This window comes from Brotaphodocola sp. (assembly GCF_050873065.1).
Lineage (GTDB): Bacteria > Bacillota > Clostridia > Lachnospirales > Lachnospiraceae > Brotaphodocola.
The window spans coordinates 1-24,775 of the sequence record NZ_JBNMIC010000028.1 but is presented as its reverse complement, the minus strand read 5'-3'; the positions used below and the strand labels follow the sequence as shown (position 1 = coordinate 24,775).

At 49.7% G+C, this 24,775-nt stretch carries 19 protein-coding genes; 15 read left to right on the top strand and 4 right to left on the bottom strand.

Going from position 1 to position 24,775, the window contains the following annotated elements; genetic code table 11:
* The first annotated feature begins 4 nt into the window (after positions 1-4).
* From hslO to ACR0QE_RS08725, 5 genes are all read left to right on the top strand, one after another.
* Positions 5-883 carry an Hsp33 family molecular chaperone HslO gene (gene hslO / locus ACR0QE_RS08745; protein WP_432627982.1) on the top strand — a complete coding sequence of 293 codons (879 nt, stop codon included), beginning with the start codon at positions 5-7 and terminating at the stop codon, positions 881-883.
* A 54-nt stretch (positions 884-937) separates the two neighbouring features.
* Complete coding sequence (deoC, locus tag ACR0QE_RS08740; RefSeq protein WP_432627981.1) at positions 938-1,603, top strand: deoxyribose-phosphate aldolase; 666 nt, start codon at positions 938-940, stop codon at positions 1,601-1,603.
* A 161-nt stretch (positions 1,604-1,764) separates the two neighbouring features.
* On the top strand, positions 1,765-2,202 hold the full coding sequence (locus ACR0QE_RS08735; RefSeq protein WP_432627996.1) for a cytidine deaminase: 438 nt from the start codon (positions 1,765-1,767) through the stop codon (positions 2,200-2,202).
* A gap of 83 nt (positions 2,203-2,285) precedes the next feature.
* Positions 2,286-3,482, top strand: coding sequence for a phosphopentomutase (locus tag ACR0QE_RS08730; protein ID WP_432627980.1), 1,197 nt, complete (start codon positions 2,286-2,288; stop codon positions 3,480-3,482).
* 242 nt (positions 3,483-3,724) lie between these two features.
* Complete coding sequence (locus tag ACR0QE_RS08725; RefSeq protein ID WP_432627995.1) at positions 3,725-4,282, top strand: DUF5662 family protein; 558 nt, start codon at positions 3,725-3,727, stop codon at positions 4,280-4,282.
* Between the two features lie 397 nt (positions 4,283-4,679).
* Here ACR0QE_RS08725 and ACR0QE_RS08720 read toward each other — a convergent pair whose 3' ends face one another.
* Together ACR0QE_RS08720 and ACR0QE_RS08715 are read right to left on the bottom strand one after the other, a co-directional pair.
* A complete protein-coding gene (locus ACR0QE_RS08720; RefSeq protein ID WP_432627979.1) occupies positions 4,680-5,318 on the bottom strand; it encodes a metal-dependent hydrolase in 639 nt (212 codons plus the stop codon).
* Positions 5,319-5,780: 462 nt separating this feature from the next.
* The gene (locus tag ACR0QE_RS08715) at positions 5,781-7,391 is read right to left on the bottom strand and encodes a CTP synthase (protein WP_432627978.1); all 1,611 of its coding nucleotides are present in this window, start codon (positions 7,389-7,391) and stop codon (positions 5,781-5,783) included.
* A 386-nt stretch (positions 7,392-7,777) separates the two neighbouring features.
* Here ACR0QE_RS08715 and ftsH point away from each other — a divergent pair, with 386 nt between their 5' ends.
* Complete coding sequence (gene ftsH / locus ACR0QE_RS08710) at positions 7,778-9,778, top strand: ATP-dependent zinc metalloprotease FtsH (protein WP_432627977.1); 2,001 nt, start codon at positions 7,778-7,780, stop codon at positions 9,776-9,778.
* 60 nt (positions 9,779-9,838) lie between these two features.
* Here ftsH and ACR0QE_RS08705 read toward each other — a convergent pair whose 3' ends face one another.
* Positions 9,839-10,300 (bottom strand): hypothetical protein, encoded by a 462-nt coding sequence (locus tag ACR0QE_RS08705; RefSeq protein WP_432627976.1) that lies wholly within the window; start codon positions 10,298-10,300, stop codon positions 9,839-9,841.
* A gap of 272 nt (positions 10,301-10,572) precedes the next feature.
* Between ACR0QE_RS08705 and ACR0QE_RS08700 the strand changes: the two genes are divergently transcribed.
* The 4 genes from ACR0QE_RS08700 (at position 10,573) to ACR0QE_RS08685 (ending at position 19,927) form a co-directional block, all read left to right on the top strand.
* Positions 10,573-14,130 (top strand): PD-(D/E)XK nuclease family protein, encoded by a 3,558-nt coding sequence (locus tag ACR0QE_RS08700; protein WP_432627975.1) that lies wholly within the window; start codon positions 10,573-10,575, stop codon positions 14,128-14,130.
* On the top strand, positions 14,088-18,053 hold the full coding sequence (gene addA, locus ACR0QE_RS08695) for a helicase-exonuclease AddAB subunit AddA (RefSeq protein WP_432627974.1): 3,966 nt from the start codon (positions 14,088-14,090) through the stop codon (positions 18,051-18,053). Before ACR0QE_RS08700 ends, addA begins: the two co-directional genes overlap by 43 nt.
* Positions 18,054-18,150: 97 nt before the next feature.
* A complete protein-coding gene (locus ACR0QE_RS08690) occupies positions 18,151-18,357 on the top strand; it encodes a DUF6472 family protein (protein WP_432627973.1) in 207 nt (68 codons plus the stop codon).
* Positions 18,358-18,547: 190 nt separating this feature from the next.
* On the top strand, positions 18,548-19,927 hold the full coding sequence (locus tag ACR0QE_RS08685; protein WP_432627972.1) for an MATE family efflux transporter: 1,380 nt from the start codon (positions 18,548-18,550) through the stop codon (positions 19,925-19,927).
* Here ACR0QE_RS08685 and ACR0QE_RS08680 read toward each other — a convergent pair.
* Positions 19,867-20,445 (bottom strand): TMEM164 family acyltransferase, encoded by a 579-nt coding sequence (locus ACR0QE_RS08680; protein WP_432627971.1) that lies wholly within the window; start codon positions 20,443-20,445, stop codon positions 19,867-19,869. The two genes, ACR0QE_RS08685 and ACR0QE_RS08680, sit on opposite strands and share 61 nt — an antisense overlap.
* Before the next feature lie 117 nt (positions 20,446-20,562).
* Between ACR0QE_RS08680 and ACR0QE_RS08675 the strand changes: the two genes are divergently transcribed.
* From ACR0QE_RS08675 to gltA, 5 genes are all read left to right on the top strand, one after another.
* On the top strand, positions 20,563-20,775 hold the full coding sequence (locus ACR0QE_RS08675; RefSeq protein WP_432627970.1) for a hypothetical protein: 213 nt from the start codon (positions 20,563-20,565) through the stop codon (positions 20,773-20,775).
* A 65-nt stretch (positions 20,776-20,840) separates the two neighbouring features.
* Positions 20,841-21,470 (top strand): hypothetical protein, encoded by a 630-nt coding sequence (locus ACR0QE_RS08670; RefSeq protein WP_432627969.1) that lies wholly within the window; start codon positions 20,841-20,843, stop codon positions 21,468-21,470.
* Between the two features lie 2 nt (positions 21,471-21,472).
* Positions 21,473-21,964 (top strand): dihydrofolate reductase, encoded by a 492-nt coding sequence (locus tag ACR0QE_RS08665; protein WP_432627968.1) that lies wholly within the window; start codon positions 21,473-21,475, stop codon positions 21,962-21,964.
* 257 nt (positions 21,965-22,221) lie between these two features.
* Positions 22,222-23,103 (top strand): sulfide/dihydroorotate dehydrogenase-like FAD/NAD-binding protein, encoded by an 882-nt coding sequence (locus tag ACR0QE_RS08660; protein WP_432627967.1) that lies wholly within the window; start codon positions 22,222-22,224, stop codon positions 23,101-23,103.
* A gap of 46 nt (positions 23,104-23,149) precedes the next feature.
* On the top strand, positions 23,150-24,547 hold the full coding sequence (gltA, locus tag ACR0QE_RS08655; protein ID WP_432627966.1) for an NADPH-dependent glutamate synthase: 1,398 nt from the start codon (positions 23,150-23,152) through the stop codon (positions 24,545-24,547).
* The last annotated feature ends 228 nt before the right edge of the window (positions 24,548-24,775 follow it).

Below are 24,775 nucleotides of genomic sequence, written 5' to 3'. Positions count from 1 at the left end.
GACGATGGGAGATTATATGATTCGTGCAACGGCAGCAGAGGGACAGATTCGTGCATTTGCTGCAACAACCAGAGATATGGTGGAATATGCGCGTGCAGCGCATAATTTAAGTCCGGTGGCATCTGCCGCACTTGGACGTCTGATGACCGCAGGAGCGCTGATGGGCTCGATGATGAAGGGAGATCAGGATCTTCTGACCTTAAAGATCAACGGAGACGGACCGATTCATGGAATCACGGTGACTGCAGATTCCCACGGAAATGTAAAAGGCTATGTCGGAGATCCGCAGGTGATGCTTCCTCCGAACGAGTTTGGAAAGCTCGATGTCGGCGGTGCAGTCGGAATCGGTGTACTCAGCGTCATCAAGGATATCGGTCTGAAAGAGCCGTATGTCGGCCAGACCCAGCTTGTGACAAGTGAGATTGCGGAAGATCTGACGTATTACTTTGCAACGTCTGAGCAGACTCCGTCAAGCGTGGCACTCGGAGTGCTGATGAATAAGGACAACACGGTTCGTCAGGCCGGCGGATTTATCATCCAGCTGATGCCGGGTGCATCCGAGGAGATCATTTCCGGTCTTGAGGAGAGACTCAAAGAGATCACATCGATCACCTCTCTGCTTGACGCCGGAAATACGCCGGAACAGATTCTTCAGAAAGTTTTAGGCGGATTTGGACTGGAGATTCTGGATTCCATGCCGGTTCAGTTCCACTGCAACTGTTCTAAGGAGAGAATTGAGAAGGCACTGATCAGCGTCGGAAAGAAGGAGCTCCAGAGCATGATCGATGACGGGGAGACGATCGAAGTCAACTGTCATTTCTGCAATAAGCATTATCCGATCACCGTGGAAGAACTCAAGGAACTGCTTGAGAAGGCAAAATAACAGCGAACAGAGAGAAACAGAGATAACAGGAGAAGGAAGAAAGGGGAAAGGAAGATGGAGAAGAGAGAACTCGCGCATTACGTGGATCACACACAGCTTTCTCAGACGGCGGTCTGGGCAGACATTGAGAAACTCTGTGATGAGGCAATCCGCTTTCAGACGGCATCGGTGTGCATCCCGCCGTCTTATGTAAAACAGGCAAAAGAATATGTCGGGGAGAAGATGGCGGTGTGCACCGTCATCGGATTCCCGAACGGATACAACACAACTGCGGTCAAGGAGTTTGAGACGCGTCAGGCGCTTAAAGATGGCGCAGATGAGATCGATATGGTCATCAATCTCGGCTGGGTCAAGGATGGCAGATATGATCTGGTGGAAGAGGAGATCCGCACACTCAAGAATGCATGCGGCGAGAAAATCTTAAAAGTCATCATTGAGACGTGTCTGCTGACCGAAGAAGAGAAGATTCGCATGTGTGAGGTTGTGACATCTTCAGGCGCTGATTTTATCAAGACATCGACCGGATTTTCCAAGGCAGGAGCGACGTTTGAGGATATTGAGCTGTTTGCGGGACACGTCGGGGATGGCGTGAAGATCAAGGCAGCGGGCGGAATCTCCAGTCTGGAAGATGCAGAGAGATTCCTTGAGCTCGGTGCAGACCGCCTTGGAACAAGCCGGATTGTCCGTCTTCTTGAAGAAGCAGAAAAAAACAACGCGTAAAGACATAAAAAATGAACGAAATGAATGACGAGGCAAAGGACGGAATAACAGCGGGGATGATGGATAACAGGGATAGAAGCGGGAACACAATGAATGCGGTGAAAATGGAAAAGAAAGAACAGAGAGAGTCAAATCAGGCGATGACAGGAAATCTGCATGCCATGTATTTGCAGGCGGATGCGGATGAGAAGACGAAAAAGCTGATAGAAGCTGCGACGGAGGCAATGGGGCGTGCTTACACGCCGTATTCCCATTTTCAGGTAGGAGCAGCCCTTCTGACAAAGGATGGAAAGATTTATCTCGGGTGCAACATCGAGAATGCGGCATACACGCCCACAAACTGTGCGGAACGCACGGCATTCTTTAAGGCAGTCAGTGAGGGAGAGCGAGAGTTTGAGGCAATCTGCATCATTGGAGGAAAGAACGGTGTGGCAAATGGCGTGACGGCTCCATGCGGAGTCTGCCGACAGGTGATGCGGGAATTCTGTGATCCGCATACTTTCCGAATCATTCTTCCGGATGGGGCGGATTCCTATCAGGAATTTCTGCTTGAGGAGCTTCTTCCGCTTGGTTTCGGACCTGAAAATCTGCTTGGCTGATTGACGGATGACGGATTGCCCGAACTGATCGGGCTGATTTTTATGGTAAATGGATCAAAGTTCACGAATGGAGGATGGACAGAATGGCAAAAAAGACATTTAAGCGAGCTTTTGTGATTGTACTGGATTCTCTTGGAGTTGGAAATGCGAAGGATGCGGCAGAGTATCACGATGCCGGAACAGACACACTCGGCCACATCTCAGACACGGTGGAGAGTCTGGAGATTCCGAATCTTCAGAAACTGGGTCTGGCAAATCTTCACCCGCTGCGCCAGGTTCCGAAGGCAGATCATCCGCTTGCCTACTATGCGCGGATGAATGAGGCGAGCCACGGCAAGGACACGATGACCGGACACTGGGAGATGATGGGATTAAAGACGGTGAAGCCGTTTATCACCTTCACAGAACACGGTTTTCCGCCGGAGCTGATTGCAGAACTGGAGAAGCGCACGGGTCATAAGGTGATTGGAAACAAGAGTGCGAGCGGAACGGCAATCCTCGATGAACTTGGCGAGGAGGAGATTGCGACCGGCCACATGATTGTGTACACCTCAGCGGATTCCGTGCTTCAGATCTGTGGAAATGAGGAGACTTTCGGACTTCAGGAGCTTTACCGCTGTTGCGAGATTGCAAGAGAACTGACGATGAAGGATGAGTGGAAAGTCGGCCGTGTGATTGCCCGCCCTTACGTCGGAAAGAAAAAAGGGGAGTTTAAGCGCACAAGCAACCGCCACGACTATGCAGTTCCTCCGTTTGGGGAGACGGCGCTTGATGCCCTCAAGGAGGCCGGACTTGATGTGATTTCTGTCGGAAAGATCAATGATATTTTTGTCGGACACGGAATCACGGAAGCTCTCCACTCAAACAGTTCTGTGCATGGAATGGAGCAGACGATTGAGATCGCAAAGGAAGATTTCCATGGACTTTGCTTTGTCAATCTCGTGGATTTTGATGCCCTCTGGGGTCACCGGAGAAATCCGGTCGGCTATGCACAGGAGATTGAAAAATTTGATAAAAAACTCGGAGAGCTGCTTCCACTGCTCGGAGAAGAGGATCTGTTGATTCTGACGGCGGACCACGGAAATGATCCGACTTACACGGGAACGGATCACACGAGAGAGCAGGTTCCGCTGATCGTCTACTCGAAGGGATTTGAGGGAAGCGGGGAGCTTCCGGAGACGAACACGTTTGCGGTGATCGGGGCGACGATTGCAGATTACTTTGGCGTGAAGATGCCGGAGGGAACCATCGGAACTTCGCTCCGGGAAGAACTGAAATAAGAGAACCGAATAAAGGCGATAACGTGATAAATGGAAAGTGGCAAATTGAAAAAGGTTAAGGCTAATTGAGAAAAAACAGTGGAATCCATGACCGGAATGTGCTAAACTGTGATCTGTGAAAATTTTGTCTATCGTTTTTCAAACATGGAAAATCAGGTCAGATGCCTGACGACGCAGATGTGGAAAACGGAGACTTTTAAATGTGAAATTCATCGAGCGGGAGAATGAGAAAAGTGGAAGAAATAAAACATAAAGCATGGCATCATTTTCTGACGATCACACAGCACAAGATTCTGGTGATGGAGAACTGTTTCCGGGTAGGACTTTTTCGTCAGGGATTGATGCATGATCTGTCAAAATACAGCCCGGCAGAATTTTTGACGGGAGTTCATTACTATCAGGGAACCCGAAGCCCCAATGCGGCAGAGCGGGACGAGAAGGGATATTCGTCAGCATGGCTTCACCACAAAGGCAGGAATAAGCATCATTTTGAGTACTGGATTGATTTTTCGAAGGCGGCCGGTGGAATGGCAGGCTGCAAGATGCCGGTCAATTATCTTGTGGAGATGGTGATGGACCGGATCGCGGCCTGCCGGGTCTACCGGGGCAAGGATTACACGAGTGCCTCACCGTGGGAATATTACCAGCATGAGATGCCGTATCTCGACGGATATATGCATCCGGACACGAAGGCAGAGCTGGAGAAAATCCTGATTATGCTGCGCGATCAGGGGGAGCGGAAAGCGTTCGCCTATATGCGTTATCTTCTGAGTCAGGGAGATTACCGGGTACACAAATAAGCTGTTTCACTTTCAGGAATCAGCGTCAAACTCTGTGAAGCAGTCACAGAAATACGGATAAAGTTCCGCATAAGATTCAAGTTCTGCTTCTGACTGCGGAAGAAATGGGATCAGTCCCGTGCAGTCAGTTGCAGAACATGATTTGCAGCCAAATTCATCAAAGGAAGATGTCACTTCACATCGATAGGGATCCGGGTCGAGATCCCTTTTTTCGTCTTGATGTGTTTGGGTATGGATGTTTTTATTCTTGATTCGATTCTTATTTTTATCGTTCTGGAAATCATTTGTAGAATTATCGACTTTGGACATCAAAAAATCCCCTTTCTTTTTGTGGATGCCAGATTGCTTGTTTTTTATTATGGCAAGTATAGCATTCACTTGAGAGGGGATTTTTATGCTAAGGAAACAAAAACGCAAGAATCAAAGATGCAAAACGTCTGATCGGGACGGATGTGAGGACGAGCAGGATGGTTGCAGCATTTCCTGTAATCAGCAGAATCCGGTTTACCGTTCCCTGAGAGGAACACAGACGCAGGCAGAATCCTTTTTTCATCGGCCAGAAAAGTTTCTCCTGACGGAAGTTGAATACGTCGAGCAGAAGATGAGAGAGAAAACCGACGCCAAAATACGGAGCCGCGTCCGGGTAGATGACATCCATACAGGCAGTCAGCATAATCATTGCCGGAAAGGAGTGCATGAAAGACCGGTGAGGCTGTCTGGAGCCGTAAGCACAGATCATGATAAAGGCCATCAGACCAGTCAGAAGGCGGGAGACACTGCTGTTTTGCATCAGGCGTTCATAGACTCCGAGATGAAAGCGGTAATCGATGAAGATAACGATCGAAGTCACAGCAATCGCAGCTGTCATGATTTTGTCAGCACCCTGATGAGCCTGTGAAGTGCCGCAGTCAATATCACTGATCATACCGCCGACCGCCGCTGCCGCTGTTCCTGTGAGAAGAACAGGAAGGGTCTGCGGCTGCAAAATGGCGAGAGCAGAGGCCATTCCGACTGCAAAATGAGTTTTTCCTAACATTTGTAAAGTTCCTTTCCAAAATCTGTATATCTAAAATGCTTTTGTTTCGAGAGTGTTGCATTGCTAAAGATGAAAAGCTAAATACTAAACTTTCATTATAGTTCATCCCATAGCTGAAGGAGTGGGATTTTCACATATTTGTTGTAAAGTGGTGGAGACTATCATATCAGAAAATACAGAAAAAAACGAGAGCTTTAAAAAAACAGACTTGAAAAATTAAGATATTTGAGAATATAAAAAACTGTGAAAAATCAGAGCTTAAAAGCAATCTGGTTTCTCACAGTTGTTTTTGGTCAGACAGATAACAGCGACGACGGGCGGGAAAGATTCTGCAAACCCGTGTGAGACATCGGTGCTTAGACCGTGTAGTTTACGGTCTTATGCACCGCTACGTCGAACCCGGAGTGAGAACGAGTTTGCAGAACTTTACCCGTTTGTCGGAGCGTACAGTTCTCCTAAATTTTAGATCTCTCCAGCCTTTTTCAGAGCGGCCTCAATAAATCCACGGAACAGCGGATGCGGGCGGTTCGGGCGGGATTTCAGCTCCGGATGAGCCTGGGTTGCGATGAACCACGGATGAGACGGGATCTCGATCATCTCAACAATCCGTCCGTCCGGGGAAATTCCGGAGAGCATCATACCATTCTCCTGAAGAACGGTACGGTAATCGTTGTTGACCTCATAGCGATGACGATGGCGCTCATGGATCGTCTCCTCACCGTAGAGCTTGTAAGCCTTGGACTCCTTGTTCAGAACACACGGATAGGATCCGAGACGTAAAGTTCCGCCGATATCCTCAATGCCGTTCTGGTCAGGCATCAGATGAATCACCGGATGAACGGTAGACGGATCAAGTTCTGCACTGTGTGCATCGGTGTAGCCGACAACGTCGCGGGCAAATTCTACGATTGAAAGCTGCATGCCGAGGCACAGACCGAGGAACGGAATGTTGTTCTCGCGGGCGTACTGGATCGCGTAAATCTTTCCATCGATACCGCGGGAACCGAATCCGCCGGGAACGAGGATTCCGCTGACATCGCCGAGAATCTCACCGACATTGTCCTTTGTGACGGTCTCAGAATCTACCCATTTGATGTGGACAGCGGCATGGTTGGCAACACCGCCATGCTTTAAAGCCTCGACAACAGAGATGTAAGCGTCGTGAAGCTGGGTGTACTTTCCGACGAGGGCAACCGTCACGTCATGCTCCGGATGCTTCCATGCATCGATCATTGCGCGCCACTCGGTCAGATCCGGCTCCGGGCAGTCAAGCTGGAGACACTGGCAGGCAACCTCTGCGAGATGCTCCTTCTCCATTGCAAGCGGTGCCTCATAGAGAACTTCGACATCGAGGTTCTGGAGAACGTGAGTTTTCGGAACGTTACAGAACAGAGCAATCTTGCTGCGGATCGAGTCGTCGAGCGGATGTTCGCTGCGGCAGACAAGGATGTCAGGCCAGATTCCCATGCTCTGAAGATCCTTTACACTCGCCTGGGTCGGCTTCGTCTTCAGCTCGCCGGATGCCTTGAGGTAAGGAATCAGGGTGACATGAATCAGGATTGCGTTTTCGTGTCCGACCTCGTGCTGGAACTGGCGGATTGCCTCGAGGAACGGCTGGCTCTCGATATCGCCGACGGTTCCGCCGACCTCAATGATGGCGATCTCCGTCTCGGTTGTGGAGTAGTTGCGGTGGAACCGGCTCTTGATTTCGTTGGTGATGTGAGGGATAACCTGCACGGTACCTCCGCCGAAATCTCCGCGGCGCTCTTTCTGAAGAACGCTCCAGTATACTTTACCGGTGGTGACATTGGAGTTCTTGGTCAGGCTCTCATCGATAAAACGCTCATAATGACCGAGATCGAGATCGGTCTCTGCGCCGTCATCGGTGACGAATACTTCACCGTGCTGAACCGGATTCATCGTGCCCGGATCGATGTTGATGTACGGATCAAACTTCTGCATGGTTACTTTGTAACCGCGGGCTTTCAAAAGACGGCCGAGGGATGCGGCGGTGATTCCTTTTCCCAGACCGGAGACAACGCCTCCGGTGACAAAAACGTACTTAACTGGCATGACTGTGAAACCTCCTTTTCGTTGTGCATGTACTTCCGAAGTCTTCTCAAAAAAATAGAAAATCTCATAAACTCTTGGGAGTTTAGGAGACTGATAAGGAGATTTTGGAAGTACATAATCATGTGGGGATAGTGAGTGGTAAAAATATGACTTCCGTAAAAATAACTTGTATATTATACAACTCTCAAACACAGAAATCCAGAGGTATTAAAAAAAACTTATTTTTTTAAGTGTATTGCCGTATCATGTGAAATTTTCACTCCAGAAAATTCCTACCTATGTACAGTAACCCTTGATTTCTAGGAAAACAGCCATTATAATGAGAACAGTTGTGCCCAAAAAGGGAGGCAAACAGACAAAAAAGAACAGGAGAACTTGCCTGAATTATGGACAAAAAAACAAACAACGGCTCTGAGGGAAATGGAAAGTTGCCGAAGGGCCAGATTTTGCTTATCCTGATTGCAGTTCTGGTGACGCTGTTTTCCGCCAATCTGATGCGGAGCTATATGATGAGCAAGAGCCAGAAAGAAATCAGCTATGATGCCTTCATCCGGGATGTGGATGACGGACAGATTGAGTCTGTGACGGTCAGAAGCACGCAGATTCAGATTCAGTATAAAAAGGATTCAGAAAAGTATAATCCGGTGATCCAGTATTACACGATCCCGATGAGTGATCTTCAGCTGACTGACCGTCTCTATGAGCACGGGGTGAAGATGAAGAGAGAGCTGCAGGATACGACGGCGATGCTCGAGACGATCATCAATTTGATTTTCCCGATTGCCCTGTTTGCGATGCTGATGTTTTTCATGTCGAAGAGAATGGGAGGCGTCGGAAAGAGCAATGCCAAGGTGTACATGGAGAAGGAGACCGGAGTGACATTTGCGGATGTCGCGGGAGAGGATGAGGCAAAAGAGTCCTTGGTGGAACTGGTAGATTTCCTCCACAACCCGGCGAAATACACAAAGATCGGTGCGAAACTTCCGAAGGGAGCCCTGCTTGTCGGACCTCCGGGAACCGGAAAGACTTTGCTTGCAAAAGCGGTTGCTGGTGAGGCAAATGTGCCGTTTTACTTTCTCTCCGGATCGGATTTCATGGAACTCTATGTCGGTGTCGGAGCATCGAGAGTCAGAAGCCTTTTCAAGCAGGCACAGCAGACAGCCCCGTGCATCATTTTTATCGATGAGATTGATTCCATCGGAAGAAGCAGAGGCGGTTACGGCGGAAGTGATTCCGAGCAGCAGCAGACGCTCAACCAGATGCTCTCAGAGATGGATGGAATGGATTCCTCAAAGGGACTCCTCGTGCTTGCGGCGACGAACCGTCCGGAAGTTCTCGATCCGGCACTTCTTCGTCCGGGTCGTTTTGACCGCCGTGTGATCGTGGACAAACCAGATTTAAAGGGACGTACCGAGATCCTTCAGGTTCATGCAAAGAATGTCTCTCTCGATGAGACAGTGGATCTTCCGGCGATTGCACTGGCGACTTCCGGGGCAGTCGGCTCAGATCTTGCAAATATGATCAATGAGGCAGCGATTCTTGCGGTGAAGAAGGGGCGGAATGCAGTCAGCCAGAAAGATCTGTTTGAGGCGGTTGAGGTGGTTCTCGTCGGCAAGGAGAAGAAAGACCGCGTTCTCAGCCGGGAGGAGAGAAGGATTGTCTCCTATCACGAGGTCGGACATGCGCTTGTCAGTGCACTCCAGAAAGATGCGGAGCCGGTGCAGAAGATCACGATCGTTCCGCGCACGATGGGAGCCCTCGGCTATGTGATGCACGTGCCGGAAGAGGAAAAATATTTAAACAGCAAGAAAGAGATTCAGGCGATGCTTGTCGGATATCTTGGCGGGCGTGCTGCGGAGGAGATTGTGTTTGATTCCGTGACGACCGGTGCGTCAAATGATATTGAGCAGGCGACGAAGCTTGCCCGTGCGATGGTGACACAGTACGGAATGTCCGAGAAATTTGGTCTGATGGGACTTGCGTCACAGCAGAACCGCTATCTCGACGGGCGCATGGTCATGGACTGCGGAGATGCGACGGCAGCGGAAGTCGACAAGGAAGTGATGCGGATCCTTGGCGAGGCTTATGAGGAGGCAAAACGTCTTCTGAGCGAAAATCGCGAGGTGATGGATCAGATTGCAGAGTTCCTGATTGAGAAAGAGACGATCACCGGAAAAGAATTTATGCAGATTTTCCGCAGATGCAAGGGTATCCCGGAGCCGGAGGACACGATGACTCCTGCGGAGAAACTCGAGCAGGAGACAGAAGCAGAACTTGCGGAGCAAAAGCCGGAGGAGAAGCCGGATGAGCAGATGCAGACCGCAGAAGTGCAGGACGCAGAGAAAAAGGATATAAAACAGGATCCGGATGCGGAAACAAAAGAGTAAAGAAAAAAAGCTGATGAAAAACGGGAGATGGTTTTTCGTCAGCTTTTTGTTCTCTTAAAGTTAAAGTCCCGGAAAGAGTGTTTCAGTGGTAGAGACGGAGGCTTTCTCTAGGGCTCTCTCAACTGCGCGGATCAGCATCTGGGAGGTGTAGCGGGATTCCTGCGGGTAGTTTAGGTTCTTGAGCGACTGGGAGGCACAGATCTGCGCACCCAGATTTTTGGCGGAAGGGGCGACAAGCGGGTACATCACAGACACGGAATCACTTAGCGGGACGAGAGAGACTCCGGTGATCTGGACATCATCCACCGTCACTTCGACGTTGACTTCCTGGGAACCGAGACGGAGGGCGCAGGAGTAGACACCGGGGTGGTAGAGGGCAGCCGGAGCGGAAGCGGGGGCATCCTTTTTGGGGCGGAACATGATCACGAGCAGAAGAATCAGAAAGATGCCAAATCCGATAAAGACAGCCGTATAGATAATTTCCTTCATGCGGAGAACGACGATTTTTGTCTTGGAACTCATAGGGGGAGACCTCCGGGAGTGTTTGATACAGTGTATTCTCCTGTAATTTGTTTTATGATATAATGAGCATTAACGAGCAAACCGCCTGCGTCAGCAGGCAGGAGAGCGCGATAGCGCGGGTTTGCGAGTATGTGATATAATAAACGTTTTGCAGACCTGCAGAGCGATAAAAGTGTTTGCTGGGTATGTTGTGTACGAATCGGCGCAAAAGAAAAACATGCCCGACGCAGGGAGAGAGGAAGAAGAGAGGAAGAAAGGAAGAAGACAAGACTATGGCGCTTCAGCTGATTTTGGGAGGATCGGGATCCGGAAAGACGACAGCTCTCTATGAGACGGTGATTCAGGAGTCGATTCAGAATCCGGATGAGTCTTATTTTGTGATTGTGCCGGAGCAGTTTACGATGCAGGCACAGAAGGACATGGTGATGATGCATCCGGCTCACGGAACGATGAACATCGATGTGCTCAGTTTTCAGCGTCTGGCATACCGGGTGTTTGAGGAGCTAGCGGTGGAGAATCTGCAGGTTCTTGATGATATGGGAAAGTCGATGGTGCTCAGAAAAGTCACGGCGGCATGCCGAAAACAGCTGGTGCTTTTCGGAGGTCATCTGAATCAGGCGGGATTTGTGGGACAGCTCAAGTCCATGATCTCGGAGTTTTACCAGTACGGGTTGACACCGGAGCTTTTGCGGGAGACGGCGCCGGAGGCAAAAAGTCCGTTTCTTCGCCAGAAACTGGAAGAATTTGCAATTGTGTTTGAAAACTTTCAGGAGTATATTGAGGGGCATTACATCACGGCAGAACAGGTGCTTGACGTGCTGTGCCGGATGATTCCAAAGTCCCGGATCATCAAAAACAGCCAGATTGCCCTGGATGGATATACGGGATTTACCCCGGTGCAGTACCGGCTGATCGAGCTGCTTTTCGTATATGCGAAAAAGGTGACAGTGACGGTCACTGCGGATCCGGATGAGGCGATTTACCGAAACATGGGAATGCAGAGTCTGTTTTATATGAGTCATCAGATGGTCGTTCGTCTGTCGGAGCTTGCAGAGAAGAATCAGGTTCGGAAACTTCCGGACCGTCTGCTAAAGAGAGAGCCCGCGCCGAGATTTGAGAAAAGTCCCGACATCGGCTGGCTGGAACGTCATCTGTTCCGGTACCGGGGTGGAGTTTTCCCGGGAAAGCCGAACGGCAGCGTGGAACTCTATCAGGCATCCGGTGTGTCTGAGGAGATCTCGAGAGTGGTTCATCAGATCTGCCGTGCAGTCAAGCAGGAAGGACTTCGCTACCGCGACTTTGCAGTGGTCACTGGAGATCTTGACGGATATGGAAGGGAAATCCAGCATCAGTTTGAGTTAAACGAGATTCCGTGCTTTTTAGATGATCGTAAAAACGTGCTCGACAACAGTCTGGTCGAGCTGATCCGGTCGGCACTTGAGGTGGTGCGCAGAGATTTTTCCTATGAGAGTGTATTCCGTTTCCTGAGAACGGGTCTTGTTGTCCGTGAGAGGGAACTGATTGACCGGATGGAAAATTATGTGCTGGCGCTTGGAATTCGCGGCAGCAGAAAGTTTCGGGAGACCTGGGAGAGGACTTACCGCGGTGCGAAAGAGCTGAATCTTGTGGAACTGAATGCGTTTAAGGAGAAGGCACTTGCCCCCCTGTTTCATTTGCAGGAGGCATTTCGCCGGGAAGATTTGAATGTCGCCGGGATGGTGCAGGGAGTCTGCGATCTTCTGACGGAATGCCGTGCGGAGGAGAAGATGGAGGCGTATGCACAGTATTTCCATGAGATCGGGGAGTTCCGTCTGGAAAAAGAATACAGTCAGGTCTACGGTCTTGTAGGAGAACTGCTTAACCGCCTCTTGCAGCTCCTCGGCGAGGAGAAAGTCAGCCGTCAGGAATTTCAGGAGATTCTTGATGCCGGATTTGCGGAGATCTCAGTGGGTGTGATCCCTGCAACCGTCGACCGTGTTGTGGTCGGTGATATTGTGAGAACACGACTGTCGCACGTCAAAGTCCTGTTTTTTGTCGGAGTCAATGATGGGATTGTGCCGATGCACCGCGACGGCGGAAGCCTGCTCTCAGACCGGGAGAGAGAATTTTTCGGCCAGTGTCATTTAGAGCTTGCGCCGACGGCGAGGGAGGACAGTTTCCGACAGAGGTTTTATCTGTATTTGCTGCTGACAAAGCCGTCGGAGCGTCTTGTTGTCTCCTATTCCTGTGTGGGGACGGACGGAAAGAGCCGTCGTCCGTCCTATCTGATCGGGGAACTGAAAAATATGTTTCCGGGTCTTTATGCGATCAGGGAGGAGCAGGAAAACCGGGAGGAAAAGTCTCGGATTTACTCGCTCGAGGAGGCGAGAAAGCAGATGATTGCCGGCCTTGAAGATTTCTGCGATGACGTGGAGTTGTGGGGCAATCAGCGGAAAAAACAGCAGGAAAAACAGCAGGAAGAACAACCGCAAGAACAGTCGAAAGAGCAACAAGTTCTGGGTGAGGCCCCCAAAAAACTTCGCGCATGGAAGAAACATGCAGAATTTCTGGAACTCTACCGCTGGTTTTTAAATTCCGGGGAACATCGGGACGAGGCAGAGAAACTTGCGGATGCGGCGTGCTACCGCTATGAAAAACAGGGAATCGGCCATGCGGTTGCGCAGGCACTCTACGGCACAATTTTAAGCGGAAGTGTGACGAGGCTCGAACAGTATGCGGCGTGTGCCTACGGACACTTTTTGAAGTATGGACTGGAACTCGAGGAGAGGCCCCGGTTTGAGCTTGCCCCCGCAGATCTCGGAACACTTTTTCACAACTCGATCGATCTGTGTTTCCAGAGAGTGAAGGATCAGGGGCTTGACTGGCAGACCATCACGGAGGATCAGAGAACAGCCCTCGTGCACAGCTGTGTCGAGAGTGTGGCGTCCGAGTATGGAAATCAGATTTTGGAGAGTTCCTCGCGAAATGCCTATCTTGGAAAACGACTGGAGCAGATCACACAGAGAACGGTCTGGGCGCTTCAAAAACAGATTCAGAAAGGCGATTTTGTCCCGGCGGGATTTGAGGTCTCCTTCTCTGCCGCCGATAATCTGGAGGCGATGAAAATTGCATTGTCCCCGGAGGAAGCTTTGCACCTGCGCGGGCGGATCGACCGAATGGACCTGTGTGAGGACGGGGATCAGGTCTATGTCAAGATCATTGATTATAAGTCGGGAAGCACTTCGTTTGACTTGATGGCACTCTACTATGGACTTCAGCTTCAGCTTGTCGTCTACATGGATGCGGTGATGGAAATCACGAAGCGCCATTATCCGGAGAAAGAGGTTGTTCCGGCGGGAATTCTCTACTACAACATTTCCGATCCGATCGTCCAGAAGGAGGAAATGCAGAATCCGGAGATCGTGGATGCTCAGATTTTGAGACAGCTCAGGATGAACGGTCTGATCAACAGTGAGCTGGAGGCGATTCATCACCTCGACCGGACGGTAGAGAAGGAGTCCGATATTATTCCGGTTGTTCTGAAAAACGGGGAAGTACTGGAGAGCAAGTCCTCCGTGGCGAACAGGGATCGTTTTGAATCGCTTCGCACCTATGTGCATGAGAAGGTCCGAAAGATCGGTCAGGAGATTCTTGACGGAACGATCAGCGTGGAGCCTTATAAAAATGGTCAGCGCTCGGCGTGTGACTACTGCCCGTACCATTCTGTCTGCGGATTTGACAAGAAGTCGTCGGGGTATGAGTTTAAAAAGTGGAAAAAGATGAAGTCAGAAGAAATCTGGGAGGAAATATGTCAGACAGATCAGAGAGAGCAGAAAGATCAGAACAATTAGAACAAGCAGAAAAGCCGGCGGCGGAAGCCTCTTCCGTAAATTCCGTAAAGTGGACGAGACAGCAAAGTCAGGTGATTGAGAGCCGTGGGAAAAATCTGCTCGTGAGTGCGGCAGCGGGAAGCGGAAAGACGGCTGTCCTCGTGGAGAGAATCATCCGTCTGGTGACGGAGGGGGAGAACCCGCTTGACATCGACCGTCTTCTTGTGATGACCTTCACAAAGGCGGCGGCAGCGGAGATGAGAGAGCGAATCGGAATGGCGATCGAGCAGAGACTTTCTGCAAATCCTGATGATGCCCATCTCCAGATGCAGTCTGCGCTGATTCATCACGCACAGATCACGACGATTGACAGCTTCTGCCTGAGTGTGATTCGGGAGCATTTCAACCTTCTCGATCTCGACCCCGCATTTCGAATCGGAGACGAGGGAGAGATTCTTCTGCTCCGTCAGGATGTGATGGCAGAACTGATCGAAGACCGATATGCGAACGGCGGCCCGGAATTTGAGCGGTTTGTGGAGACGTATGCGCAGGGAAAGAGCGATGCGGGAATTGAGGATTACATCACACAGGTACACACTTTTTCCCAGAGTAATCCAGATCCGAAGCGCTGGCTCGACCAGTGCAGAAGAGAGCTGGACCAATATCTGGAGGATGACAGACAGGAGGAAGAAAATCCCAGAATGGAGAGGGAAAACTCTCCGGGCTGGCTGACATTTCTTCTTGAAGATGCCCGTCATCAGGCGCAGGAGCTGGTGGTCCAGATGACGGATGCACTTTCGATCTGCCGAGAGGATGAATTTCTCGATGCCTACTCTCCGATGTTTCAGTCGGATATTTATCAGCTGAAACAGATCGTTTCCGCGAGAGATTTCGATGAGCTTTATGAGGTTCTCAGCCAGATTGCCTGGGATCGCCTTGCGACGGTAAGAAGCAAGGATGTTGATCCGGAATTGAAAGCCTATGTCAGCGGCTGCCGGGACCGGATGAAGAAGGCGGTCGGCAAGATCAAAGATCTCTGCTGCTTTGCGACCCCATCGGAGATGTGGAAGGACATGGAGGCGACGCGGGATACCGTTCGGACGCTTCTCGATCTCGCAGAAGAATTTGAGGAGCGTTTTCAGGCAAAGAAGAGGGAGCGCGCTCTCGTGGATTTCAATGATCTCGAACATCAGGCGTTAAAAGTCCTGATCCGGTTTGAGGAAGACGGGACAATGACATTTACCGATGCGGCGGACGAGCTGAGCGAGCAGTTTGAGGCGGTTCTCGTGGATGAGTATCAGGACAGCAATCTGGTGCAGGAGGCACTGTTAAAAGCTGTGTCCGGGGAGCGCTTTGGCCGCCACAATGTCTTTCTGGTTGGAGATGTCAAACAGAGTATTTACCGCTTTCGTCTCGCCCGTCCGGAGCTGTTCCTCGAGAAATATGATTCCTATGAGCCATATGAGGAGGGGGAGGGAAACGACAAGAAAATTGAACTTCATCAGAATTTCCGAAGCAGAAAGGAAGTTCTTGATGCAGTCAATGATGTGTTCTACCGGATTATGACGAGAAATCTCGGAAATATCCGTTACACTGAGGAGAGTGCGCTTCATGCGGGAGCACAGTTTGCCCCGCTTCCTGAACGAAAAAAGAGAGCGGATGGAGAGCGGGAAGAGCAGATACAGAGAAATCCGCTGATTCCAGAGCTGATTCTTGCGGATACCGGGGATGCAGCGCTCTCCCAGATGGAGGAGGATGCGGCGGATTACACGGCGCGCGAGATTGAGGCGAGAATGATTGTCCAGAAAATCCGGGAACTGACAGATCCCGAGAGCGGCGTGATGATCTGGGATAAGGCACTCGGGGAATACCGGAGAGCCTCACGCCGGGATATTGTCATTCTTTTAAGAAGCACAACAGGCTGGAGCGAGGTCCTGACTTCTGTTCTGATGAATGAGGGAATTCCTGCCTATGCGGAATCGCGCACCGGATATTTTAACACTCTGGAAGTGGAAACGATATTGAGTCTTCTCTCCGTGATTGACAATCCGATGCAGGATATTCCGCTTGCGTCCGTTCTGCGCTCCCCGATGTGCGGGATGAACGACTCGGAACTTGCGCAGATGATGGCGGGGTATCAGAAAACTGCAAAGAAGGGGCAGGATCGGGGAATCTATGCAGCCCTGCGCTTCTGGATGAATAAGACCCAGATGCAAAATGGTGAAAAGACGCCGGTTCAGAGCAGTAATATAACGAATACAACGAGAGCGGGAAAACTTCCGCCATGGATTTCAAAACTTGAGAAATTTGCGGGACTGTTGGAAGAACTTCGGATGAAGAGCATTTACATGCCGATCCATGAGCTGATCTATGAGATTTACGAGAAGACCGGGTATGAGCGGTATGTGTCTGCGATGCCGGCAGGGGCGACACGCCGGGCAAATCTGGAGATGCTCGTGGAGAAGGCGGCTTCTTATGAGAGAACAAGCTACAAAGGACTTTTTCATTTCGTGCGTTATGTCGAAAATCTGAAAAAATACAACACGGATTTCGGAGAGGCCTCCACGCTCGGCGAGGAAGATGACACCGTGCGGATCATGAGCATCCACAAGAGTAAAGGTCTGGAATTTCCAATCGTTATTCTGGCGGGAATGGGTAAGAAATTTAACCGGCAGGATGTGTACGGAAGGATTCTGATTGACCCGGAACTCGGAATCGGAACGGACTATGTGGACCCCGAACAGCGCCTGAAAAACGTGACCTTAAAGAAAAACGTTCTGAAGCGGAAGATGGAGTTGGACAGTCTCGGGGAGGAACTCCGCGTCCTGTATGTGGCGATGACAAGAGCAAAAGAATATCTGATTATGACGGGAACGGATCGTTCTCTCGAAAAGACGAGGGTGAAATACCAGAGAGTTCCGCTTGCAGACGGGCAGATCCCATACACGATTCTTGCATCGGCAGGTTCTTATCTCGATTGGATTCTGATGGCCTGCGGAAGTGAGAATGTGCGGATCCGGATTGTGGAGAAAAGAATCCCGGATCTTGTCGGGGAGGAATTAAGCCGTCAGATTGCAACGAAAAAGCAGAGAACGTTTCTCGAAAAACTGGACAGGGAGAAAGTCTATGATCCCGAGTGCAGTGAAATGCTCAATCAGACGCTTGGAAAGAAGTATCCGTATGAGGCAGATGTGACGCTTCACACAAAGATGTCAGTCTCTGAGCTGAAAAGACAGGGACAGCTCACGGATGATGAGGAGAGCGTGTGTGTGGAGAGGATTCTCGGAATGAACTGGGAAGCCTGGGAGATGCAGGAGGAAAAAGAAGAGCAGCAGGAGAATCAGGAAAATTCAGAGATTCTTGGGATGCAGAAGGAACAGGAGCGTCCGGGTGTTTTATCTTCCGAACAGTCACGCTCATATGGAAAAACGCGCGGAGCTGAGAGGGGAACGGCATACCATCGTTTCTTTCAGCTGCTTAATTTTTCCAAAGTGACGTGCAGGCAGGACATCAAGGTCCAGCGGAAAAAGTTTGTGGAGGAGGGGCGGCTTTCTGCCTCGGCGAACAGCTATATCCGTGAGTCGCTTGTCTGGAATTTTCTTCAGTCTGATCTCGGAAAGCGCATGAGTCTGGCGCAGAGTCAGGGACGTCTTCACAAAGAACAGCAGTTTGTAGTCGGTATTCCGGCCCGAAACATGGGAGCCGGAGATTCGGATGAGCTGGTGATCGTCGAGGGAATCATGGATGCATGGTTTGAGGACGATGGAGAGCTTGTGCTGATGGACTACAAGACGGATTATGTGGAGGAAGAGGAGACTCTTCGCAGCCATTACAGCAGTCAGCTGGATTATTATGCGCGCGCGCTTTCCCAGATGACGGGAAAGAAGGTCAGAGAGAAGCTGATCTATTCCCTGACACTCGGCAGAGAAATTTTGATTCCGTGAGTTTTAAGAGATTGAGAAGAGAGAAAACATAAAAGAAAATATAAAAGGAAATACAAAGAAAAATATGAAAGAGAAAGGATTTCGGTGACCGGAGAACATGACGGGAAAAAAGAAACAGACGGCAGCCGCAGCGGGAAGCTGTGAGAGCTGCATGAACTATGAGTACGATGAGGAGTACGAGTGCTATACCTGTGAAGTGGATCTTGACGAGGATGAAATGATCCTGTTTTTACAGGATAAGTTTAAGAGCTGTCCGTATTATCGGCGCGGGGATGAATATGCGATTGTGAGAAAGCAGATGTAAATGTTAATGTCAAATTTTTTCAGGTGCGCACTATGGAAAAATATCTGGGAAAATGATAGAATAAGACACGCTCTGAAGGAATAAAATGCTCGGACAAAAGTTTCAGAAGGAGTTTCAGAAGAAATTTCAGAAGAAAAATCAAAAGAAGATTCAAAAGAAAATTCAAAGAAAAAATGGAGGAGAAGAAGAGATGCAAAAGAAGACGGCCAAATCTTATGAGATTGACATGTGCAACGGCCCGATCTTCGGAAAACTGATTATATTTGCAGTTCCGCTGATTTTATCGGGCTTGCTCCAGCTGCTGTTCAATGCAGCGGACATTGTGGTAGTCGGACGATTTGCGGGCAAAGAATCGATGGCGGCAGTCGGATCAACGACGGCACTGATCAATCTAATGGTCAATTTATTTATCGGTCTGTCGGTCGGTGCAAATGTGCTTGCAGGACGGTATTACGGTGCAAAGAAATTTGAGGATCTTCAGGAGACGGTCCACACCTCGGTGATTCTTGCGGTGTGCGGAGGATTTCTGCTGATTCTCGCGGGAGAGACGTTTGCATCCCCGCTTCTGACGATGATGGGAACCCCGGATGATGTAAAGCCGCTGTCGGATCTGTATTTACAGATTTATTTCCTTGGAATGCCGGGAACTCTGCTGTACAACTTCGGAAGCGCGATTTTAAGAGCAGCGGGAGATACAAGACGGCCACTCTACTTTTTGCTGACAGCAGGAGTGATCAATGCGGTTTTGAATCTGATTTTTGTCATCGGATTTCAGATGGGAGTTGCGGGAGTTGCGACGGCGACGGTGATTTCCCAGTATATTTCCGCAGGGCTGATTGTCCAGTGTCTCGTCCGCTCCGAAGCGCCGTATCGTCTGAGACTTCGGGAACTCCGCCTTGTCCCGGACAAACTGTTTTCGATTATCAAGATCGGATTTCCGGCGGGAATGCAGGGTGCGATTTTTTCGATTTCCAATGTATTGATTCAGTCTTCTGTGAACTCGTTCGGTTCCGTGGCAATGGCAGGAAGCACGGCCTCCGCCAATATTGAGGGCTTTGTCTATACCTCAATGAATGCGATCTATCAGACGGCTTTAAGTTTTACAAGCCAGAATTTTGGAGCGGGAAAATACCAGAGAATGACGAAGATTCTTTGTTACTGTCTGGGAATTGTCGTCTTCGTCGGAGTTGTGATGGGAGATGGAGCTGTCTTTTTCGGCCGCCAGCTCCTCGGAATTTATTCTTCCGACCAGGATGTGATTAATTATGGAATTGCGCGTCTGAAGATCATCAGCGGCACGTATTTCCTGTGCGGAATCATGGATACGATGGTCGGCGCGCTCCGCGGAATCGGCTACTCGGTGATCCCGATGCTCGTGTCCCTGACGGGTGCCTGCCTTTTCCGCGTGATCTGGATTTATACGATCTTTGCCGGACACCGGACACTTGAGACGCTTTATCTCTCCTATCCGGTATCCTGGATCATCACGTTCAGTGCCCATGTGATCTGCTATCTGCTGATTCGCCGGAGAATGGCGAAAAAGCGCGCAGAGAGTGCGCGAAACAGCTGATGGATCAGTCCGCTTCCGACGCAGATTGTCAGAAGATAGAGCAGATTGGCAGGTTCGATGCCGAGTCTCAGTGCGATGTCGTGAAAGACGATCTGCGTGGTCGGATAGTAGGGGGATATGTAGAACATATCTGCCTGACCGTGACCGGGAGCGAAAATATTGATCAGAGTTGCAATCGCGCAGCTGACGGCAAAGATCGGGAGTGTCCGCATGTAGCCGCGCCATGAGAGGTCAGATTTTCCATTGAGGAAAATCCAGATACCGATCAGGATGAGCAGGATGTGCCAGAGGTATCCGTGCAGAGTCAGTGTCCAGTGGATTCCGCGGAATCCGTCCGGAACTGCAAGCGCGGCGATTCCGCCGAGCAGGTTGAAATCCTGCATGAAGGTCGCAACCGAGGTCTTTAAGGTCCTGTTTTTCAGAAATGGAAAAATCAGGCACAGATACATCGGCAGGCTGCACAGCTGGAATGGGAAAAACCACCAGTTGTAGTGCTCGTGATAGATTTCCGTGTACAAAAAAATCTGTTTGTAGATCTCGCTGACCGCAAGAAAAACTCCGCAGAAGAACAGTACCCGGTCAGACTGCTTTCCAGAGAGTGAAAATCGAGCGGATGAAGATGAAGCGGAAAAATTTTGGTAAAGTTTAAGTTTATCGTGTCTGTTCATAATGCCCTCAGTATAGCACTCGAGAGGTGGGAGAACAAGTTAAAAAACAGAAAAAGAAGCACTGCCGGAAGAAATCAAATCGGAAAACAGAAAAAAGAAAGCGGACCAGAAAAATACAGAAATAAATTAAAGTACAGAAATAAATTAAAGAAAAAGAAACAGAAAAATGTAAAACTATAAATATAGAGATATAAGAGATATAAAAGATAAAAAGATGGAAAGTGAAAAATGAAAGGAAGAAAATCATGTTAAAGTGCGAGAGAACAAGTGTGATGAATCTGGAAAATGCCATGCGGGGAGCGCGCAATCCGATGAACAGCTGGGCGCGGATGGACAGTTCTTACGATGAAGACGGCAATTACGTGCTTGGACCGAATGATCTGGACCTGGCAAAGCGTCTGAGAAAAGCGGGGAGCGATCACCGCAAGTTTGTGCGCCAGATTTTTGTCTCTGTCGATGTGACGGCGCCGATGTACTGGTGGAAAGAGTATGATACTTACAAAGTGGCAACGGTCGCAAACTCGACGAGCACCATGCACAAGATTCACGCAAAGCCGTTTGAACTGGATGATTTCAGCCATGATCACATGACGGAGGAAACTCTGGAATTTATGGAGACGGTTGTGGCGCGTCTGGAAAAGATCCGCCTGAAATATATGCAGGAGGGAAAGAACAAGGAAGACTGGTATGATATGATTCAGCTGCTTCCGTCAAGCTATAACCAGATGCGTACCTGCACGATGAACTATGAGACACTGATTAACATTTATTTTGCGAGGCGCAATCACAAACTTCAGGAGTGGCATACCTTCTGTGACTGGATTATGACGCTGCCATATGCGAAAGAGCTGATTGCGGCAGAGGAGGAAGCATAAGGATGAGACTGATAGCAGCAGCAGACCGCCATTGGGCGATTGGAAATCAGGGAAAACTTCTGGTGAGCATTCCGCAGGACCAGAAACGCTTTCGGGATGAGACGCTTGGCGGGGCGATTATTATGGGAAGAAAGACGTTTGAGAGTCTTCCCGGAAAACAGCCGCTCTATGGGCGCATGAATGTGATTCTGACAAAGAACAAGGACTACAAGGTGAAAAATGCGGTTGTCTGTCACAGCGTCGAGGAAGCGCTTGAGGCGGTCAGGGAAGTTCCGGAAAATCAGGTGAGTGTGATCGGCGGAGAGAGTATTTACCGGCAGTTTCTGCCGTACTGCACGGAGGCAGATGTGACCTGGATTGATTTTACTTATGCAGCAGATACCTTTCTTCCGAAACTGGAAGAAGCGGACGGGTGGAAGCTTGTCTCGGAGAGCGATGAGCAGACATACTTTGACATCTGCTACACTTACCGGCTTTATCGGAGAGCATTTTAGAGAGCGCTTTAAGCAGGAAGCCCCGATTTTTATTAATTATCAATCAGGGGATCAGGGAGGTTCACTGCTGCAAGCGTTCGGAGGTTTTCTTTTCTGACGGATTTTTGATTTCTCAGCGTCTGATATTTTTGGAAAAAATGTAACAGTTGCCAAAATTTTAACAAAAACAGTCTCGGCTATTGTCTCAACCCGCGTTTAGTGATAAAATGATAACCATTGAGATGTGTCAGCAACATATAATAGCAGGAGGTTGAAGAATGTATAAGATATTGAAAGCAGAGAAGCTGGCGGAGAAGATTTACCTGATGGATGTGGAAGCACCGCGGGTAGCCAGATCCTGTCAGCCCGGAGAATTTGTGATTGTAAAAATGGATGAGAAGGGCGAGAGAATTCCTCTGACCATCTGCGATTTTGACCGGGAGGCCGGTATTCTTACAATCGTATTTCAGGTTGTTGGAGCATCTACTTATAAGATGGCGAAACTTCAGGCCGGAGATTCCTTTGAGGATGTAGTCGGACCTTTAGGACAGCCGTCTGAGTTTGTGAAAGAAGATCTGGAGGAAGTAAAGGGCCGGAAGTATCTGTTCGTTGCGGGCGGTGTCGGTACAGCTCCGGTTTATCCTCAGGTAAAATGGATGCATGAGCATGGCATCGATGTGGATGTCATTGTGGGAGCAAAGAACAAAGAGCTTCTGATTCTGGAAGATATGATGAAGGAGGTTGCCGGCAACCTCTATGTCACAACCGATGACGGTTCCTATGTGAGAAAAGGAATGGTAACGGATGTGATCAAAGATCTTGTGGAGACACAGGGAAATCATTACGATGTCTGTGTTGCAATCGGACCGATGATTATGATGAAATTTGTATGCAGACTGACTAAGGAGCTGAATATTCCGACGATCGTCAGCATGAACCCGATCATGGTAGACGGAACCGGTATGTGCGGAGCCTGCCGTCTGACTGTGGGCGATGAGGTGAAGTTCGCATGCGTGGACGGACCGGAGTTTGACGGTCATCTGGTAAACTTTGATGAGGCCATGAAACGTCAGCAGATGTACAGAACCGAGGAGGGACGTGCAATGCTGAAAGCACAGGAAGGCGATACCCATCACGGTGGCTGCGGAAACTGCAACTAACCGGAACGGGAACAGACAGAGTTACGGAATAGATCGGAGGACAAGTATGGACGTTTTAAAGAAAGTTCCTGTCAGAGAGCAGGATGCGAAAGTGCGAGCAACAAATTTTGAAGAGGTTTGTTACGGATATAATGAGGAAGAGGCGATTGAGGAGGCTACCCGCTGCTTAAAGTGCAAGAAGCCGCACTGTGTAGACGGATGCCCGGTTTCCATCAACATTCCGGGATTTATCGCAAAGGTACAGGAAGGCGACTATGAGGGAGCTGCAAACGTGATCGCAGAGTCTTCTGCACTTCCGGCAGTCTGTGGACGTGTATGCCCGCAGGAGAGCCAGTGTGAGGGCAAGTGTGTCCGCGGCATCAAGGGCGAGCCGATCTCTATCGGTAAGCTGGAGCGTTTTGTCGCTGACTGGTCGAGAGAGCACGGATTTGTTCCGAAGGCAGCAGAAGAGAAGAATGGCATCAAGGTTGCAGTAGTTGGTTCTGGCCCGTCCGGTCTGACCTGCGCAGGCGATCTGGCAAAGCTGGGATATGATGTGACAATTTTTGAGGCACTTCATGAGCCGGGCGGAGTACTGACTTATGGTATTCCGGAGTTCCGTCTGCCGAAGTCCACGGTTGTGCGCAGCGAAGTTGAGAACGTAAAGAAACTCGGCGTAAAGATTGAGACTGACGTCGTAATCGGAAAGTCTGTGACGATCGATGAGCTGATGGACGAAGAAGGTTTCGAGGCAGTCTTCATCGGTTCCGGCGCAGGACTTCCGCGCTTCATGGGAATCCCGGGTGAGAATGCAAACGGTGTCTTCTCTGCAAATGAGTACCTGACAAGAAACAACCTGATGAAGGCATTCCGCGACGATTATGACACTCCGATCGTTGCAGGAAAGAAAGTTGCTGTTGTCGGCGGCGGAAACGTAGCTATGGATGCTGCACGTACCGCTCTGCGTCTCGGCGCTGAGGTTCACATCGTGTACCGCCGCAGCGAGGCTGAGCTTCCGGCACGTGCGGAGGAAGTTCACCATGCAAAAGAAGAGGGAATCATCTTTGATCTGCTGACAAATCCGGTTGAGATCCTGACGGATGAGAACGACTGGGTAAAGGGCATCAAGGTGATTAAGATGGAGCTTGGCGATCCGGATGCTTCCGGAAGACGTCGTCCGGTTGAGGTTCCGGGATCTGAGTATGTGATGGATGTTGATACCGTCATCATGTCTCTCGGTACTTCTCCGAACCCGCTGATCTCCAACACGACAGAGGGTCTTGAGATCAACAAGCGCCGCTGCATCGTGGCTGAGCCGGAAAACGGACAGACTTCCCGCGAGGGCGTATTTGCAGGCGGAGATGCGGTTACCGGAGCAGCTACCGTTATCCTTGCAATGGAAGCTGGAAAACATGGCGCAAAGGGTATTCATGAGTACCTGACCAAGAAGCACCAGAACGCATAATGTCTAAAAATATTGGAAGACGTTAAATAAAAGATACATTTATTAACTTTAGAAGAGTGTGGGGGAAAACTCAGAAAAGGGTTTTTCTGGCTCTATGTCAATAGTTGGGGTGGGATTCTTTGAAATCCCGCCCGATTGTTGACTTTGGAGCCATTTTAATAATGAGCTCTAAACGTTCTGTTTTTGGGCATGCCAAATAAACCTCTCATTTACCGACCATTTTAACTT

Bases quoted from the DNA above. Each gene is read 5' to 3' on its own strand.
- hslO (WP_432627982.1), top strand. From the start codon at position 5: ATGGGAGATTATATGATTCGTGCAACGGCAGCAGAGGGACAGATTCGT.
- deoC (WP_432627981.1), top strand. From the start codon at position 938: ATGGAGAAGAGAGAACTCGCGCATTACGTGGATCACACACAGCTTTCT.
- ACR0QE_RS08735 (WP_432627996.1), top strand. From the start codon at position 1,765: ATGTATTTGCAGGCGGATGCGGATGAGAAGACGAAAAAGCTGATAGAA.
- ACR0QE_RS08730 (WP_432627980.1), top strand. From the start codon at position 2,286: ATGGCAAAAAAGACATTTAAGCGAGCTTTTGTGATTGTACTGGATTCT.
- ACR0QE_RS08720 (WP_432627979.1), bottom strand. From the start codon at position 5,318: ATGTTAGGAAAAACTCATTTTGCAGTCGGAATGGCCTCTGCTCTCGCC.
- ACR0QE_RS08715 (WP_432627978.1), bottom strand. From the start codon at position 7,391: ATGCCAGTTAAGTACGTTTTTGTCACCGGAGGCGTTGTCTCCGGTCTG.
- ftsH (WP_432627977.1), top strand. From the start codon at position 7,778: ATGGACAAAAAAACAAACAACGGCTCTGAGGGAAATGGAAAGTTGCCG.
- ACR0QE_RS08705 (WP_432627976.1), bottom strand. From the start codon at position 10,300: ATGAGTTCCAAGACAAAAATCGTCGTTCTCCGCATGAAGGAAATTATC.
- ACR0QE_RS08700 (WP_432627975.1), top strand. From the start codon at position 10,573: ATGGCGCTTCAGCTGATTTTGGGAGGATCGGGATCCGGAAAGACGACA.
- addA (WP_432627974.1), top strand. From the start codon at position 14,088: ATGTCAGACAGATCAGAGAGAGCAGAAAGATCAGAACAATTAGAACAA.
- ACR0QE_RS08690 (WP_432627973.1), top strand. From the start codon at position 18,151: ATGACGGGAAAAAAGAAACAGACGGCAGCCGCAGCGGGAAGCTGTGAG.
- ACR0QE_RS08685 (WP_432627972.1), top strand. From the start codon at position 18,548: ATGCAAAAGAAGACGGCCAAATCTTATGAGATTGACATGTGCAACGGC.
- ACR0QE_RS08670 (WP_432627969.1), top strand. From the start codon at position 20,841: ATGTTAAAGTGCGAGAGAACAAGTGTGATGAATCTGGAAAATGCCATG.
- ACR0QE_RS08665 (WP_432627968.1), top strand. From the start codon at position 21,473: ATGAGACTGATAGCAGCAGCAGACCGCCATTGGGCGATTGGAAATCAG.
- ACR0QE_RS08660 (WP_432627967.1), top strand. From the start codon at position 22,222: ATGTATAAGATATTGAAAGCAGAGAAGCTGGCGGAGAAGATTTACCTG.
- gltA (WP_432627966.1), top strand. From the start codon at position 23,150: ATGGACGTTTTAAAGAAAGTTCCTGTCAGAGAGCAGGATGCGAAAGTG.